At 63.1% G+C, this 16,497-nt stretch carries 11 protein-coding genes; all 11 read right to left on the bottom strand.

The features are described from left to right. Positions 1–130: 130 nt before the first annotated feature. The 11 genes from H7C19_RS26755 to H7C19_RS26700 all read right to left on the bottom strand — a co-directional run bounded on the left by H7C19_RS26755 (position 131) and on the right by H7C19_RS26700 (position 16,249). Positions 131–1,699: a coproporphyrinogen III oxidase gene (locus H7C19_RS26755; RefSeq protein ID WP_185672148.1), complete on the bottom strand. Its 1,569-nt coding sequence runs from the start codon at positions 1,697–1,699 to the stop codon at positions 131–133. A gap of 469 nt (positions 1,700–2,168) precedes the next feature. Further along, positions 2,169–2,612: a D-aminoacyl-tRNA deacylase gene (gene dtd, locus H7C19_RS26750; protein WP_185672147.1), complete on the bottom strand. Its 444-nt coding sequence runs from the start codon at positions 2,610–2,612 to the stop codon at positions 2,169–2,171. Positions 2,613–2,637: 25 nt separating this feature from the next. Then, on the bottom strand, positions 2,638–4,830 hold the full coding sequence (locus H7C19_RS26745) for a RelA/SpoT family protein (RefSeq protein ID WP_185672146.1): 2,193 nt from the start codon (positions 4,828–4,830) through the stop codon (positions 2,638–2,640). Between the two features lie 366 nt (positions 4,831–5,196). Then, positions 5,197–6,363: an ABC transporter permease gene (locus H7C19_RS26740; RefSeq protein WP_185672145.1), complete on the bottom strand. Its 1,167-nt coding sequence runs from the start codon at positions 6,361–6,363 to the stop codon at positions 5,197–5,199. After that, complete coding sequence (locus tag H7C19_RS26735) at positions 6,360–7,064, bottom strand: ABC transporter ATP-binding protein (protein WP_281384972.1); 705 nt, start codon at positions 7,062–7,064, stop codon at positions 6,360–6,362. The genes H7C19_RS26740 and H7C19_RS26735 overlap by 4 nt, the downstream gene beginning before the upstream one ends. A 1-nt stretch (position 7,065) precedes the next feature. Continuing rightward, positions 7,066–8,682, bottom strand: coding sequence for an efflux RND transporter periplasmic adaptor subunit (locus tag H7C19_RS26730; RefSeq protein WP_185672144.1), 1,617 nt, complete (start codon positions 8,680–8,682; stop codon positions 7,066–7,068). An 83-nt stretch (positions 8,683–8,765) separates the two neighbouring features. Then, positions 8,766–9,680: a UTP--glucose-1-phosphate uridylyltransferase GalU gene (gene galU, locus H7C19_RS26725; protein ID WP_185672143.1), complete on the bottom strand. Its 915-nt coding sequence runs from the start codon at positions 9,678–9,680 to the stop codon at positions 8,766–8,768. Positions 9,681–9,729: 49 nt separating this feature from the next. Beyond that, positions 9,730–10,701, bottom strand: a complete 972-nt coding sequence (locus H7C19_RS26720; protein WP_185672142.1) for a glycosyltransferase family 2 protein — start codon at positions 10,699–10,701, stop codon at positions 9,730–9,732. Positions 10,702–10,795: 94 nt separating this feature from the next. Continuing rightward, entirely contained in the window at positions 10,796–13,153 is a 2,358-nt protein-coding gene (locus H7C19_RS26715; RefSeq protein ID WP_185672203.1) for a glycosyltransferase family 39 protein, read from the bottom strand. 613 nt (positions 13,154–13,766) lie between these two features. Then, positions 13,767–15,569: an ATP-binding protein gene (locus tag H7C19_RS35025; RefSeq protein ID WP_246469824.1), complete on the bottom strand. Its 1,803-nt coding sequence runs from the start codon at positions 15,567–15,569 to the stop codon at positions 13,767–13,769. Beyond that, entirely contained in the window at positions 15,566–16,249 is a 684-nt protein-coding gene (locus H7C19_RS26700) for a response regulator transcription factor (RefSeq protein ID WP_185672141.1), read from the bottom strand. The genes H7C19_RS35025 and H7C19_RS26700 overlap by 4 nt, the downstream gene beginning before the upstream one ends. Positions 16,250–16,497: the final 248 nt, after the last annotated feature.

Raw genomic sequence — 16,497 nt, 5'->3', positions numbered from 1 at the left:
TCAAATTGAAAATATATTGAAAAAAGGGGGTCACCGTCTATAATAGACGGTTAGTTTTAAAGATAGATGAAGCTTAGGTTACAGTTTCATTACAAAAAAGGAAGCGCTCTCCAAGTCTGGCTTTCCTCGTTCAGGACGTCGTTCTGGAAGCCTTCCAGCGCTCCAGCGCCTCCAGCTTGGCCTCGGTATACTTCTCGTAGGTATCGATATACGCCTTCGGCTCCTTCGGATTGGCCAGCCGCGTTATGGCGCCCGTCGACGCATCCACCCACTTGCTGGTGGCGCCGCAGCCGAGGCCGACGATCGTCTGCATCTCCTCGATGATGAGGATATTGTAGAGACTCTCCTGGCCGGCAAAAGAATAGCCCACGTTCTCCAGATTGCCGAGGATATTTTTCTGACGGTACAGATAATAAGGCGCGTAGCCGTGCGCGTCGGTCCAAGCGACCGCTTCCGCCATCATCGTGCCGATCTCCTCGCGCGTCGCGACCTTGTACTTGGCCTCGCCGCGATGCTGGGTCATCTCGGACGCCCGCTTGAACGAGAGCGTGTGCACGGTCAGCGATTCGGGCAGCAGCTTCTCCGTCTCGGCGAGCGTATGCGCGAACTCCGCGGGGCCCTCTCCCGGAAGGCCGATGATCAAGTCCATATTGATATTGTTCATGCCCTCGCTGCGCGACAGCCGGAACTTGTCGATCGTCTCCTGCACTGTATGATGGCGTCCGATCAGGTCGAGCGTCTCCTGGATGTACGATTGCGGATTGATGCTGATGCGGTCGATGTTCCACTTGCGCAGGACGGCCAGCTTCTCCGGCGTGATCGTATCGGGACGGCCCGCTTCGACCGTTACTTCCCGCACCTGGCTCGCGTCGGGGAACGAAGCGGCCATCTCGGCGTACAGCGCGTCCATCTCCTCGGCCGTGATACTGGTCGGCGTGCCGCCGCCGTAGTAGATCGTCGTGACCTTCACGCCGTTGTCCTTCAGCCATCGGCCGATGACGCGTACCTCGTGGTGAAGGCCGTACAGGAAGCCGCCGACCGAGCCTTGGCGGCCGTTGATATCGTAGGCGGGGAACGTGCAATAAGCGCACTTGGTCGGACAGAAAGGAATGCCGATATAGACGCTCACTTCGTTGCGGAGATCGTACAGGTCCGGGAGCGCCGTCAGCTGCCGGTCCACGATCCGCTCCATGAGCGCGATCTTCTCTTCCGCGACGAGATAGTCTTCCCGCAGCGCGCGGCGCGCTTCCTCGCGGCCTCGGCCCCGGCGCAGGCTGTCGTGCAGCAGCTTGGTCGGCCGCACGCCCGTCAGGATGCCCCAGGGCTGCACGATGCCGGTCTCCTGCTGCAGCGCGTCGACCAGCGCGCGGCTCAGCGTCAGCTTCACCAGCCTGCGACGCTCTTCATGCGCCGCATCGGCCGGATAAGCCTGACGATGCTTCGCGATCCGCCGAGGGACGGCGGATTCTGCCTCTTCGTCAGCGCTTCCGGCCGGCACCGCAGCGTTTGCTTTTACCCGGAGCGCGGCTTCCGCCCGAACCTCGCCGGGGCCATCCTCTACCGTCAGCCGAATCTCGAGATCGGCTTCAGCGTCCTCGGATGAAGAGAATGTAACCTTCGGCTCCTCGTAAAAGAGAGGCACAATGTGAGAAAGCGACCGTTCAAAGGAAGAATCGGCCGCGATTAGATGAATATGCATCGAACTTTCGCTCCTTCCTCTCTGCTCGCCCGCAGGCGCGCGCCCCGCCTCCCCGCGCTTCGCGCGGAGCCCCGCAGGGGCGGGAGGGAGGAAGCTATCCCCTGCCTCCGGGCGGGTGGCGCCTGCCGTTCATGCCGCCGGCTCCCGGCCCGCGCCCCAGTTCGTCCGCGAATTCTTCGTCCGGGCGAAAAGCGAGAGATTCCCGTCGTTCGGGAGACAGGCTTGCCCGCGTCATTCGTTGTTGCTTCGATTCTTTGCCGGATTGCCGCATCCTTTGTCGACTCCTTTCCATCATGGAGCGTTCGACAATAGTGTAGCCACCCGGCCCGTTCGCTAACCCGCCCGCCTTCGCGAACAGCCTGCGTCTGACCTGCTTCGGCGGATCGGATCGTCTAAATGGCTCTTAACCTACTCCGATCCGTCTGCGCCGGCAACGTTTCGCCCGATAATCGAAAAGGCGCCGAAGCCTTTACTGCTTGCTGTCCAGAACGAGCGTCACGGGACCGTCGTTCACGAGCGAGACTTCCATCATCGCGCCGAACACGCCGGTCTCCACCTTGAGGTCCGCTTCGCGCAGCAGCGCATTGAAGCGCTCGTACAGCGCGTTCGCGGCCTCCGGCTTGGCGGCCGCCATGAAGTTCGGGCGCCGGCCTTTGCGGCAATCGCCGTACAGCGTGAACTGGGACACCGACAGTATGTCCCCGCCCGCTTCCGTCACCGACAGATTCATCTTGCCGTCGCCATCTTCGAAGATGCGCAGACCCGCTACCTTGTCGGCCATCCAGGCGACGTCCGCTTCCCCGTCCTCCTGGCCGATGCCGACCAGCAGCATCAAGCCCGGTCCGATCTCTCCGACCGACTCTCCGTTTACGCGCACGCGCGATTCGGATACCCGTTGCAATACGACTTTCACTTGAATCGTCAACTCCCTATGAATGCTATTGCATGAGCCGCTGCACGGAGAAGATATCCTTCACCCGCTTGATCTTGTCGACGACGGATTGCAGATGCTCCTTGTTGCGGATCAGAATCGTCAGATGCATGATCGCGACCTTGTTGCGGTCCGAACGGCCGGACACGGCGGCGATGTTCGTCTTGCTCTCGGAGACCGCCTGTAGCACTTCGTTCAACAGCCCCCTGCGGTCGTGGCCCAGAATCTCGATCTCGACGCTGTAGCTCGCCTCGACCGACTCCGCCCATTCGACCTCGATTACCCGGGCCGCTTCCTCCCCTTCCGACGCGGTCGGCAGGTTCGGACAGTCGGAGCGGTGCACCGATACGCCGCGCCCCCGCGTAATATAGCCGATGATGTCGTCGCCCGGCACCGGGTTGCAGCAGCGCGCGAACCGGACGAGCAGGTTGTCGACGCCTTTGACCTTGACCCCGTGGGATGGCCGCGTGCGCTTCTCCGGCGACGCCGGCGCTTTCATCTCCTTGACCTCGCTGGTAAGCTGGATCTGCTGCGCTTCCTCGGCTTCCTTGCGGAGCTTCTCGGTCAGCCGCGTGACGATCTGCGCCGCCGTGATGCCGCCGAAGCCGATCGCGGACATCATGTCCTCGACGTCGTTGAAGGTGAACTTGCGCGCCACTTCCTGCAGCTTGTCGTCGCTCATCCAATCCGAGGGCTCGAGGGCGAGACGCTTCAGCTCGCGCTCGACGGCGTCCCAGCCCTTGGCCACGTTCTCCTCGCGCTTCTCCTTTTTGAACCACGCCTTGATCTTGCTCCGGGCGTGGGAGGATTGGGCGATCTTGAGCCAGTCCTGGCTCGGGCCGTAGGAGTGCTTGGAGGTCAGGATCTCGACGATGTCGCCCGTCTTCAGCTTGTGGTCGAGCGGCACGATGCGGCCGTTGACCTTGGCGCCGATCGTCCGGTTGCCGACCTCGGTATGCACGCGGTAAGCGAAGTCGAGCGGCACCGAGCCGGCGGGCAGCTCGAACACCTCGCCCTTCGGCGTGAAGACGAAGACGAGGTCGGTGAAGAAGTCCATCTTGAGCGACTCCATGAACTCGGCGGCGTCCCGGGTCTCCTGCTGCAGCTCGATGATCTCGCGGAACCAGTTCATCTTGTCGCGAAACGTGCCCTGCACGACGCCGGTGTCCTTGCCTTCCTTGTAGGCCCAGTGGGCCGCGATCCCGTATTCGCTCGTGCGGTGCATGTCCCAAGTGCGGATCTGCACTTCGGTCGGCTCGCCCGTCGGGCCGACGACCGTCGTATGCAGCGACTGGTACATGTTCGCCTTCGGCATGGCGATGTAGTCCTTGAACCGTCCGGGCATCGGCTTCCAGAGCGTATGGATGATGCCGAGCGTGGCGTAGCAGTCCTTGACGTTGTCGACCAGAATCCGGATGGCGAGCAGGTCGTAGATCTCGTTGAACTGCTTGTTGCGCATCGTCATCTTCTTGAAGATGCTGTAGATATGCTTGGGACGGCCGGAGATATCGCCTTGGATGCCCATCTCTTCGAGCTTCTCGCGGATCCGGCCGATCAGGTCGTCGATGTACTGCTCCCGCTCCGTCCGCTTTTTCTTCATCAGATTGGCGATCCGGTAGTACTGCTGCGGGTTCAGGAACCGCAGGGCGATATCCTCCATCTCCCACTTGATCGCGCTGATCCCGAGCCGGTGGGCGATCGGACAGTAGATCTCCAGCGTCTCGTGCGCGATCCGGCGCTGGCTCTCCTCGGACTGGAACTTCAGCGTCCGCATGTTGTGCAGCCGGTCCGCGAGCTTGATGAGGATGACGCGGATATCGTTGGCCATCGCCACGAACATCTTGCGGTAGTTCTCGTTCTGCTGTTCTTCCTTGGAACGGAACTGAATCTTCTCCAGCTTGGTGAGGCCGTCGACCAGGCCCGCGATCGTCTCGCCGAAGCGTTCCTTAACGTCCTCCACCGTGACGTTCGTGTCCTCCACGACGTCATGAAGCAGCGCCGCCATCACGGTGACGACGTCCATCTGCATCTGCACCAGCATCTCGGCGACCGCCAGCGGATGCAGAATGTAGGGCTCGCCGGATTTCCGCAGTTGGCCGCGATGGGCCTCTTCGGCGTATTCGTACGCTTCGCTCACGCGCTGCAGATCTTGTTCTTTCATGTATGTCGAAGCTTTCTCGAGCAGCTGCTCCATGCCCATGCCATGTTCCTTTCCGACGGCGGAAGCGTCCGTCCGTATCCGGCCGCGAATCGTAAAGTATTCCTTCCATTATGCCTCTAGGCGCCGGCAAACGTCAACCGTGCGCGGCTGTCCGAAACGCCCGGCCGGGGCCGGAACGGAGCCATCGGCGCGCAATGAAGACCAAGTCTTCGCGCGAACGGCCGATGCCGAATGCTGTCGAACGCAAAGGGTTGTACGAGCAACAAGGTCGGACCGGTAAGCCGTCAAAGTTCGACGAGCAAAAAAGGGCCGGCCGCCGCCGGCCGGGTTTAGATTCTCCCGGTGCCGGCTGCTGCGCCCGCCCTTGTCCGTCCAATTGCCTAGGAAATATTCGGTCCGCAAGCGCTATTGCCGGAGCGCCTCCACCGGATGAAGCCGGGACGCCCGCCGCGCGGGGAGGAATCCGAACAGCACGCCGACCCCCATCGAGAACACCACCGCGATCGTCATGATCTCCCATGACGGGGAGGCGGGCGACTGCATCAGCTTGCCGACGAACTTCGAACCGCCGGCACCCACGGCGACGCCCGCAATCCCGCCCAACCCGCCGATGATCGACGCTTCGACGAGGAACTGGAACAGGATGTCGCGCTGCTTGGCGCCGAGCGACTTGCGGATGCCGATCTCCCGCGTCCGCTCGGTCACCGAGACGAGCATCATGTTCATGACGCCGATGCCGCCGACGAGGAGCGAGATCGCGGCGACGTAGGTCAGCAGCGTCGAGACCGAGGTCGAGACGGACGTGATCGTCTCCAGCAGATCCTGCTGATTGAAGACGTTGTAGCTGTTCTCGTCACCCCGGAAAAACTGCTGCAGCTTGGCTTCGAGCGCCGTCTGCACCCGATCGACGTTCTTCTCGCTGTCGACCTGCACGTAGATCGTCCGGATGGCGTCGGTCTTCAACACGACGCGGGCGGTCTCGAGCGGCACGAGGACGACGTTGTCGTTGGAGCCGTTCGTCGTGCTGCCCTTCGAAGCGAGCACGCCGACGATCTTGTACGGCGTACCGTTCAGCGAGATCTTACTCCCGACCGGATTGCTAAGCTGCAGTTCGGTTACGACTTCCGAGCCGATGACCGCCACCTTCTGCTTGAAGGCGCCGTCGATATCCATGAGCGAACGGCCTTGCGCCAGTTTGTAATCCCGGATGTCCATGAACGCGGGCGTCGTCGCGTTCACGGTCGCCGAATACGTCTTCACGCCGGCCTTGGCCGTCACGTTGCCGCTGATGTTCGGCGCGTACGAGGAGACGTTCGACACCTCCGTCAGCCCCTTCACGTCGTCCGCTTTGATGCTGGTCACGGCGCCTCGCCCGACGACGTTGACCGTCAGCATATTCGTGCCCAGCCCTTGAAGCTGGCTCTTGACCTGCTCCGAGGTGCCGTTGCCGATGGCGACCATGATCGTGACCGACGCTACGCCGATCAGGATGCCGAGCACGGTCAGCAACGTGCGAAGCGGCTGGGCGCGCACGCTGATCCATGCCATCTTGACGCCTTGGGTCAGCTTCACGACGCCGCACTCCTCTCTTCGGACAGCTGGCCGTCCTGAATGCGTACCACCCGCTTCGCCTGCCCCGCGACTTTGGGATCGTGCGTGATGAGCACGATGGTGTTGCCTTCTTCGTTCAGCGCCTTCAGCAGTTCAATCACGTCCTGGCTCGTCTTGCTATCTAGCGCGCCCGTCGGTTCGTCGGCCAGCAGCAGCGGCGGCCGGCCGGCGAGCGCCCTCGCGATGGCGACCCGCTGCTGCTGTCCGCCGGACAGCTGGTTCGGCATATGCCGCATCCGCTCGCCGAGGCCGACCTTCTGCAGCGCCTCCTTCGCCATCGCATGCCGCTCCTTGCCCGAGATTCCGCGATAGATGAGCGGCAGCTCGACATTGTCGATGGCCGACAAGCGGGGGAGCAGGTGAAAGCTTTGGAAGATAAACCCGATCTTGTTGTTCCGGATATTCGCCAGCTTGTTGTCGCTTAGCTTCCCGATCTCGGCGCCGTCCAGCAGATACTGGCCGCGGGTCGGCGTATCCAGGCAGCCCAGCACGTTCATGAGCGTGGACTTGCCGGATCCGGAAGGGCCGACGATCGCCATAAAGTCGCCCTTGGCCACCGTCAGCGAGATATCGTCGAGCGCGTTCAGCGTCTCTCCGGCGAGCGTGTACGTCTTGTAGACGCCGTTCATCGCGATCAGAGGCGCGGGTATGGATGCATGCATGTCATCGACCTCCCGCGCCGCCGGCCGATCCGGTGCGGATGGTTCCCGCCCGGTCGGCCCCGCCCGTGAAGCCGCCGCCTGCGAAGCCGCCTCCGCCGAAGTTGCCCATGCCGCCCATGCCGCCGAAGCCGGTCTGCTGCTGGCGCGTGCTGGTGGAGGTCACCGTCACGGGGATGAGCACCGTCTGTCCTTCGGTGAGGCCGGTCAGCGCTTCGATGCGGGTATCGGTCGTGATGCCAACCGTAATCTCCTGCAGCTTGAAGTCGGCGGATGAGACCGCCGCGCCCGCGCCGAAGCCCGCGCCGCCATACCCGCCTTGGCCTGCGCGTCGAGCGCTGCCGGTGCCTGCGGCATAGCTTCCGCCGCTGCCCCCGTAGCCGCCCTGGCCGCTGCGGCGGAAGTTCCCGCCTGCGGCGCCGTAGCCGCTTTGACCTTGTCCTTGGCCGCCCGGCGCGCCCTGGTATCCGCTCGGCGCGCCGGCGCCGTTCCCTCCGATTGGCGGCGCTGCGCCGCCTGCCTCGTCGCCGGTTCCATTGCCGCCGTTGGCATTGCCGTTCGGGACGGCACCCGCGCCGGCATTGCCGTTCGGTGCGTTCGCGGCACCGGCATCCGCGCCCGCCTGGCTTTTCTCCGTCCCCGCGCCTGAGCCTCCGGAGGCGCCGCTCGTGTCGCCGGCGCCCGTGCTCTGGCCGTCGCTCGGCAGCCGGACGAAGTATTTGCCCCCCATCTGCATCACCGCTTCGATCGGGATCGTCAGCGCATTCTCCTTGGACTGGATGACGATCTCCACGTCTCCGTTCATGCCCGGCAGGACGTTATCGGTCTTATCCAGCGCTACCGTCACGGGGAAGGTCGCGACGCCGTTGGACGAGGTGCCCTCCTTCGCCACATCGGTCACTTTGCCCGTGAACGTCTCGCCGCTGAGCGCGTCCAGCGTAATATTCGCGGTCTGGCCTTGCTTCACCTTGGAGATATCCAGCTCGTCGGCCGAGATCTGGATATCGAGCTTGTCGTAATTCACGATCTTGAACGCCTCCAGCTGCGGGGAGACGCTGTCGCCCGCCTTGACGTTCACTTCGGTCAGCGTCCCGTCGATCGGCGCGACGATCGGATCCGGCGCTTTGGCCTTCGTCTGGTAGTCCGCGATCTCTAGCTGGGTCTGCTCGATATTGAGCTGCGCGGACTTGATGCTCATGACCGCGGCGTCGATATCCGACTGAGCGGCTTCGGAAGCGGCCAACGACTTCCATTTGTCCTGCGCCTGCTTGAGCTGCATCTGCTGCTGCTCCAGATTCAGCTTGGCCTTGCTGACGTTCAAGCTGACGTCTTGCCCCTTGAAGGTCGCGAGCACCGCGCCCTTCTTGACCGTCGCGCCCGCGGTGACCTTCACCTGAGCGACCGTGGCGTTCTCCGACACTTTGATCGTCTCCGTCTCGCTCACGGCGACGGCGCCGCTGCCCGACACGGTCTGGGTGATCGTCCCTTTGGTCACTCTTGACTGCGTAAACGTCGGGCCGTTGGTCGCCGCTTTCGTGTCCTTGCTCGAGTACCACCAATATCCGCCGCCGCCGGCTGCCGCCAGACAGACCACGACGATCCATACGATCCACTTCCTCATCCTTCTCATCCCCCAAAGCATCATGTATACGTTAGCCGATACGGTCCAGACGCTTCCTTTCGTTCAAGGAGTCGCCGGTCCGATCAGCGGGCCGCCCGCCAAATCCGCGCTTCCGCGGCGCTCTCCGTCGCCGCCAGCGCCTTGCGCATATACGAGATCAACGTCTGCCGCAGCTCCGGACGCCGAAGCCCCATCTCGACGATCGCCTGGATATAGCCGAACTTGTCTCCGATATCGTAACGGTCGCCTTCGAGCTCCAGCGCCATGAGCCCTTCTTCCCGACAAACCTTGCGCAGCGCGTCCGTCAGTTGGTATTCGCCGCCGGTCCCGCGCTCCAAAGCGGCCAGAACCGGAAAGATCGAAGGATGCAGAATATACCGCCCCATGACCGCCACGTCGGACGGCGCCTCTTCGGGCGCCGGCTTCTCGATGAGATCGCGTACGCGCCCGATTCCGTCCTGCCAATCGGAAGCCGCCACGATCCCGTACTTGCCCGTCTCTGCCGCCGGTACCCGGCGGACGCCGACGACGGCTTGGCCATGAACCTCGTGCGCATGAATGAGCTGTCGCAAGGCCGGCGGTTCGGATACGAGGATATCGTCGCCGAGCAGGACTGCGAACGGCTCGTTGCCGATGAATTGCTGCGCGCACAGGACGGCGTGGCCGAGCCCGAGCGGCTCCTTTTGCCGGATATAGTGGATATTGGCCATCTCTTCGATCGCCCTCAACTCCCGCAGCAGGTCCAGTTTGTTCTTCTCCAACAGGGACTGCTCCAGTTCGACGGACTTGTCGAAGTGATCCTCGATCGCTTTCTTGTTGCGGCCCGTAACGATGATGACGCTCTCGATGCCCGACTGCACCGCTTCCTCTACGATGTATTGGATGGCGGGCTTGTCGACGATCGGCAGCATCTCCTTTGGCTGGGCTTTGGTCGCCGGCAGGAACCTCGTTCCGAGTCCCGCGGCCGGGATGACGGCTTTGCGGATTCTCGTCTTCATTGGCTGCCTCCTCCTTGTCGTTTGGTAGCAAAAATCGGTTCCCTCGCGTCTATCCGACCCGCTTCGCCGCATTCGCCGCCCGCTCGGGGAGACCGTAGCATTCCCGCACGATATAGAGCGGCCTTCCTTTGGCCTCATCGTAGATGCGGCCGATATATTCGCCCGCCATGCCGATCGCCGCTAGCAGAAAGCCGGTGAACAGCAGTTGCAGGACGATCACCGTCTGCCAGCCGGAGAACGAAGCGCCTCCGAACGAGATCGCGCCCAGCTCGATGAGGGCGTAGAGGATGCCCGCGCCCATCAGCAGCAAGCCGGCCGTCGTAGACAGCTTCAGCGGCTTGGACGAGAAGGAAGTCATCCCGTCCAGACTTAGCTTCAGCATCTTCCGCAGCGGATACTGCGTCTCGCCGGCCAAGCGCTCATCCCGGACATATTCCACTGAGGTCTGCCGGAATCCGACCCAGCTGACGAGGCCGCGCACGTACCGGTTTTTCTCGGGGAGACGCCGCAATTCCTCGCACACCCTGCGGTCCAGCAGCCGAAAGTCTCCGGTATCCACGGGGATGTCGACGTCCGCCGTCGCCTGGAGGAGGCGATAGAAGGCGTGCGCCGTCCATCGCTTGAACGCCGTCTCCCCCTTGCGCGCGGTCCGTTTGGCGTATACGACGTCGTAGCCTTCCCGCCACTTGGCGATCATCCGGGGAATGAGCGAAGGCGGGTCCTGCAAGTCCGCGTCGATGACGACGACGGCTTCGCCGGACGCATAGTCCATGCCCGCCGTAATGGCGATCTGATGCCCGAAGTTGCGGGAGAAATCGATCAGCTTCACGTCGCGGTCGCGCTCGGCGTAGCCTTTCAGGATGTCGGCGGTCCGATCCCGACTGCCGTCGTTGACGAAGACCAGCTCATAACGTTCGCCGATCCCGTCCATGACCGCCTTCAACTCCCGATACGTGTCGTGAATGACCGCTTCTTCGTTGTACACGGGCACGACGATCGAGTATTTCGTCTCTGCATTCATGGTGACTCGCCGTCCTTTCTCTTGCAGATTGCGTTCGTTCCGAGTCAGACGGCGTTCCGAATCGCAGATGATTCGGTGCGCTCGTCCGTTCGGATCATGGATTCTGTACCAGGTACAAGGAGAGATTGCCTCCCATTCGCCCTCCGCCGTCCAAGCCGTCCGCGGCATCCGCAGCGCTTGCGTCCGCAGACTGCCAGGCCGACGCGTCGATGAGCTTGCCGTTTTCCTTAATCCACGCCGTCGCTTCGGACGAGCCGCCGCCCGGTCCGCCGCCGAAGCCGCCGAAGCCGCCGTCCGAGAGCAGGAAATACTTCACCTTGCCGTCGGCGACCAGTTGCTTGACTTTATCGACCGTCAAGATCGGATCGCTGCCGCTGAAGCCGCCCATCGCCATGACCGCCTTGCCGGTCTTGATGATGTAGGATTCGGCCGTATTGACGTTGGACGTCGCGAACAGGTAAGGCTCGCCCGTGTTGTTCTGCGTCAGGTACGCATAGAGTGCTTCGTTCACGCTGCCGCTCTCGCCGCCTCGTCCGCCCTGCGCCCCTTGGCCGAAGGTGAACGCGGGGAGTGCGGCGCCGGCTCCGTTCATGCCGCCGAAGCTGTCCGCTCCCCGTCCGGCGGACCGGTTCAGATCGGGACCGGCGCTCGGAATCATGCTGTTGCCGCCGTACAGCAGCGGCGTCGCCGACCAATAGAGCGGGGCGATCATCAGCCCGAGCAGACCGCAGACGGCCGCGGCGCGAACCAGCGGGGGCCGCAGGACCGGCGCGGCCAGCACCAGCGCGGATCCGACGCCCAGCAATCCGACGGCGACGATCCAGCCTCGGCCGATCTCGGACGCGTAGGGAGACAGAATGTAGATCTGATAGGCCGCCGACGCCGCGATCGCGCCGGGGAACAGATAGGCCAGCCAGCCGCGCTTGGCGCGATGGTGCTCCCGCAGCTCATTCCAACCGGCGCCGAAGAGCGCGGCGATCGGCGGCGCCAACATGATGAGGTAGTAAGAATGGAAGAACCCGGCGATGCTGAAGAACACCATGCCCGGCAGCAGCCAAGCCAGCCAGAAGAGCGTCATCCGCTGTTTGTCGGTCAGCGGCTGGCGTCTGCGAACGCCGGCGAGCAGCCCGACCGCCGAGAGGAAGGCGAACGGCAGCAGCCAGCTAATCTGACCCGAGAGCGCCGACTGGAACAGCCGGAGCGGCCCGGCTTTGCCGGTGTTGAACGCGCCGCCCGCGCCTCCACGCTGTCCGCCGCCTTCGAAGCTCGGAGGCGCGCCGCCCGGGAAGTTGCCGTTCATGCCGCCATCCGGGGCTGCCGCATTTCCGCCCGTGCCGCCCGTGACGCCGTCCGGCGACGATGAATTCCCGCCCATGCCGTCGTCCGGCACCATCGCGTCCGCGTTGTCATTCATTCCGGGTGCGGCTTGGCCATCTCCGGTACCTGATGCATTTGCGGAGCCCTGATTTTGCCCGTTAGCAGCGGCTGCGGCTGCGTTTCCGCGGCCGACGCCCCGTCCTTGCCCGTTGCCATAAGCCGTGCCGTCGCGGCCTTGCCCGTCGCCGAAGGCCGCGTCCCCGCGTCCGTCGCCGGACATCGTGCCGCCGGGCCATCCTCCACCGCCGCCTCGGTTGCCCCCGCCGCCCGGCACGCCCGATCCGTTGCCCGTCAGCCGGGAGATGCCGTTGTAGCCGAAAGCCAGCTCCATGACGGAGTTCGTCTGACTGCTGCCGATATACGGCCGGCTGTCCTTCGCAGTAAGGTCTACGGCGAGCGCCCAAGAGAGCGAGAGGACGACCATGACGGCCGTTGCGCCCGTCAGGACGACGATTTTTTTCTTGCGCTGCATCCGGTAAGCGAGGACGTAGAACAAATAGAACGCGGGCAGCACCATGTAAGCTTGGAGCATCTTCTCGTTGAACGCCACGCCGATCATCGCGAACGCGCCGAGCGCCCAGCCCCACTGGCCGCTTCGCGCGCCGCGCAGCAGCATCCACGCGGCCAGCAGCAGCGTGAAGACCAGCAGCGCATCGACGTTGTTGGTCCGCGCCACCGCGACCGCGATCGGGGTGCAAGCCATAGCTAGCGCAGCCAGCCGTGCGGCCGTCAGGCCGTAAGTCGGCCGGACCATCGCGTACAGCAGGAGTACGGAACCGATCCCCGCGAGGGCCTGGGGCAGGATGACGCTCCAGCCGTGAACGCCGAACAGATAAGCGCTGGCGGTCTGAACCCAGAACGTCACCGGCGGCTTGTCTACCGTAACGAACCCGACCGAATCGAGCGAGGCGTAGAAGAATGCGTGGAAGTTCTGCAGCATGCTGGTGACCGCAGCCGTGTAATAGGCGTTGCCGGTCTGATCCAGCCAGATGTTGTATGCGTTCAAAAAAGCGGATAACAAAGCGATCGCCGCGAGCGTAATATCCGCGCGCTTGCGCTTAGTCGGCTCTGTCATTGTCATGGCACTCACTCAACTCCTCAGTAGGTTTCTCTCTCTAGGTGGAACTATATCAACCGGGTCTGAAACGTGCCTTAACCGGGCCTGAGCGTTGCTTGAGCGTAAGCTGAACGTTAGCTGAAAACGCGGGGATCGTTTCGCAAGCCGGAATCTTCTCGTCCTCGAGAAAAGGGCTCTAATGATAGCTGGTTATTTTCGTTTGCTAGGGGTGGGGATGGGCTAGTCGGGGTTAGTCAAAGGCTGGTGAGGTGGGCTGAGGCTGAAAGGTGATGCGAGTAAGGCGGGTTTTCCGCCTTATTCGCGACCGTGGGGGTTTGTGGGCGAGCGTAAGGCGGTTTTTCCGCCTTATTCGCGACTGTCGAGGCTCGTGTGAGTGAATAAGGCGGTTTTCCCGCCTTATTTTCGGATGTCGGGCTCATGTGAGTGAATAAGGCGGTTTTCCCGCCTTATTTTCGGCTATCGAGGCTCGGGTGAGTGAATAAGGCGCCGCAACCTGTTGCTGCGGTCTTATGCCCCTTCATATAGGCACCTGCTACAAAAACAAAAAAGCTCGCTCAAAGTCTCATCGACTTCAAGCAAGCTTTGCTCCTCTCTTCGCGATTCATCGCACTCAGAAAGGCAGAATGATCGTGAATACCGTCTCCCGCCCCGGTTCGCTGCGCGCTTCGATCGTCCCGCCGTGCGCCTCCGCGATCGCCCGCGAGATGGACAGCCCCAATCCCGAGCCGCCGTACTTGCGCGTCCGGGAGGAGTCGCTGCGGTAGAACCGGTCGAAGACGTGGGGCAGATGAACGGCCTCGATCCCAGTCCCGTTATCGCTTACCGCGAGCCGCACCCCGCCTTCCGCACGGTCGAGCGACAGCTTGATCGAACCGGTCGCCGCATCGGTATGCTGAACCGCGTTATGGAACAAATTCAGGATGACCTGCTTGATCTTGTAGGCGTCATAGCGGCACCGCAACCCGTGCTGCAGCTGAAAATCCACTTGCCGGTTGCCGGCAAGCATGCGCAGCTGCGGCTCCATCTCGCGCACAGTCTCGCTCAGCTCGCCTTCGCTGGCCTTCAGACTTTCCGCGCGGTCCAGCTTTGCCAACGCGAGCAGATCTTCTACCAGCTTCTTCAGCCGTTCCGACTCGCCGTACATGCTGCGCAGCGCCTTCTCCAGTTGCTCGGGCCGGCTGGACGCGCCGCGCAGCAGCACTTCCAGGAAGCCGTGAATCGAGGTGAGCGGCGTTCGCAGCTCGTGCGAAGCGTCGGCAACGAACTGCCGCATCTGCTCCTTCGCTTCCTTCTCGGCTTCGAAGGAGGAATTCAATCGGTCCAGCATGCCGCCCAGAGAGGCGGACAAGCGTCCGATCTCGCTCGGAATCGGCGTCGCCGGGAATCGCTCATCCAGATTGCCCGCGTCGATACGCTCCACGCGGTCGACCAGCTCGGACAACGGCGACAACGTGCGGCGAAGCACGGCCAGCAGCGTGATGAGTCCGGCCGCCAGCGCAAGTACGGCCAAACAGACGAACAGCAGCAGCTGCTTGTTCAGCGCGTCCTTAAGCGAGGCCGTCCCCGTGCTGATCTGGACGAGGCCTTGGGCGCGCCCCGCAGCCCCGAGCGGTCTTAGGACGACCAACTGCTCCCGGCCTTGGTCATCCTTCGCGATATGATAGTCGGTCTCTTCTTTTTTCCGGTTCACGGCTCCGGCGCGCTTCAACGCCTCCTCGTACTGGGCGTCGGTCAACTTCGGCGGCGTCATCCCATTCGCCCATTCCGACACGGCGGTGAAGGTCAAGTCCGTAGAGATCACGGCCACCGCCGTATCGGGGATGATCAGAGAACGTGTAGATCGCCCAGGCCAAGCGACTTGGCCTTCGACGGCCGGCGATTCATTGCCTGCCGCGTTCCCATCCGCAGATCCACCGCCTGCCGCTTTACCATCCACAGATCCACCGCCTGCCGCGTTCCCATCCGCCGATCCGCCGCCTGCCGTACTCCCATTCACCGATCCACCGCCAGACGTGTTCCCGCTCGCCGATGCGCCGCTAGCCGGCATCCCGCCTTCGGCACTCTCGCCGAACAGGCCACGCCCCGCGAATGTTCCGTTGCCCAACCACCAGCTCGCGCTTAGCGCCCCGCTGCCCGCGGCGCCGCTGCCCACCGCCCCGCGCGGCGGGCGAAATCCCTTGTCCCGCCAGACCTCCGGCGGCAGCGAGAGGAGCTGGCCCTGCAGCGCGGACGCTTTGTTCTCATAGGTGAATTTGCGCATGAGGACGTATTGGAACAAGCCGATGAACACGAGCAGCACCGCGAGCACGAGGAGCGAGCGGGACAGCAGCTGCAGCCGCAGAGACCCCCGCAGCGACGCGCCTGACGGGACGGTGCGCTTGTCCGGCCTCCGAACGCGCCAGCCCCGCTTCATGGCAGATCGACCCGATAGCCGGCGCCGCGGAGCGTGCGGATCAGCCGATGCTCCCGATCGCCCAGCTTTTCGCGGAGCGAACGGATATACACTTCCACGATATTCTCGTCGCCGCCGAAGTCGTAGCCCCATACTTTTTCCAGAATCAACGCCTTGCTCATGACGATCCCGTGGTTGACGACGAGGAACTTCAGCAGCTCGTACTCGGTCGGGGAGAGCTCCAGCACGCGCCCCTCGAGCTGAATCTCCTTGCGCCGGTCTTCGATTCGGAACGGTCCGAACGAAGCTTCGCCCGCCAGCATCGGGAACTGGTTCCGCACCCGCGCATGGATGCGCGCGAGCAGCTCCTCGAAGCTGAACGGCTTGACCATATAGTCGTCCGCGCCGAGCATCAGCCCTTTGACCCGGTCGTCCACCTCGTCCTTCGCGGTCAGCATGATGATGGCGACGTTCTCCGATTTCTTCAGCATGCGGCACACCTCGAAGCCGTCGATGCCCGGCATCATCACATCCAGAATCGCCACGTGCGGCCGGAACTGCGGGATCATCGTCAGTGCCGCCATGCCGTCCGGCGCCGTCTTCACCTCGAAGCCTTCGTTCAACAGCCCCAGCTCGAGAAATTGCAGGATATTCGGTTCATCGTCCACGACGAGGACGCGGATGCCCTTGATCGGGTTCATGGCTCGTGCGCTCCTTCTTCGGTCATATGCGTCTGATGGCTCTATTATCGTTCCCCAGGCTGAAACGCGGCTGAAACGAAACTGAAAATCGGCTGAACCCTTCCTCTCTTCCTGTCTTCCTGACGTTCGACATTCCCGCTGCGGCCTCGCAGCCTCCTCGCGTCAGCCGATCGTCCGGCGGTTCCCCGCAAAGCCAAAAAGCCGGATCCCCCGCGTTAGGGAATCCGGCTGTCATCGCCTGAGGGAGA

It is taken from the genome of Cohnella nanjingensis, from assembly GCF_014212125.1.
GTDB lineage: Bacteria > Bacillota > Bacilli > Paenibacillales > Paenibacillaceae > Cohnella > Cohnella nanjingensis.
Note: the sequence above shows the minus strand (reverse complement) of the source record. Positions and strands in the feature narration are given on the sequence as shown.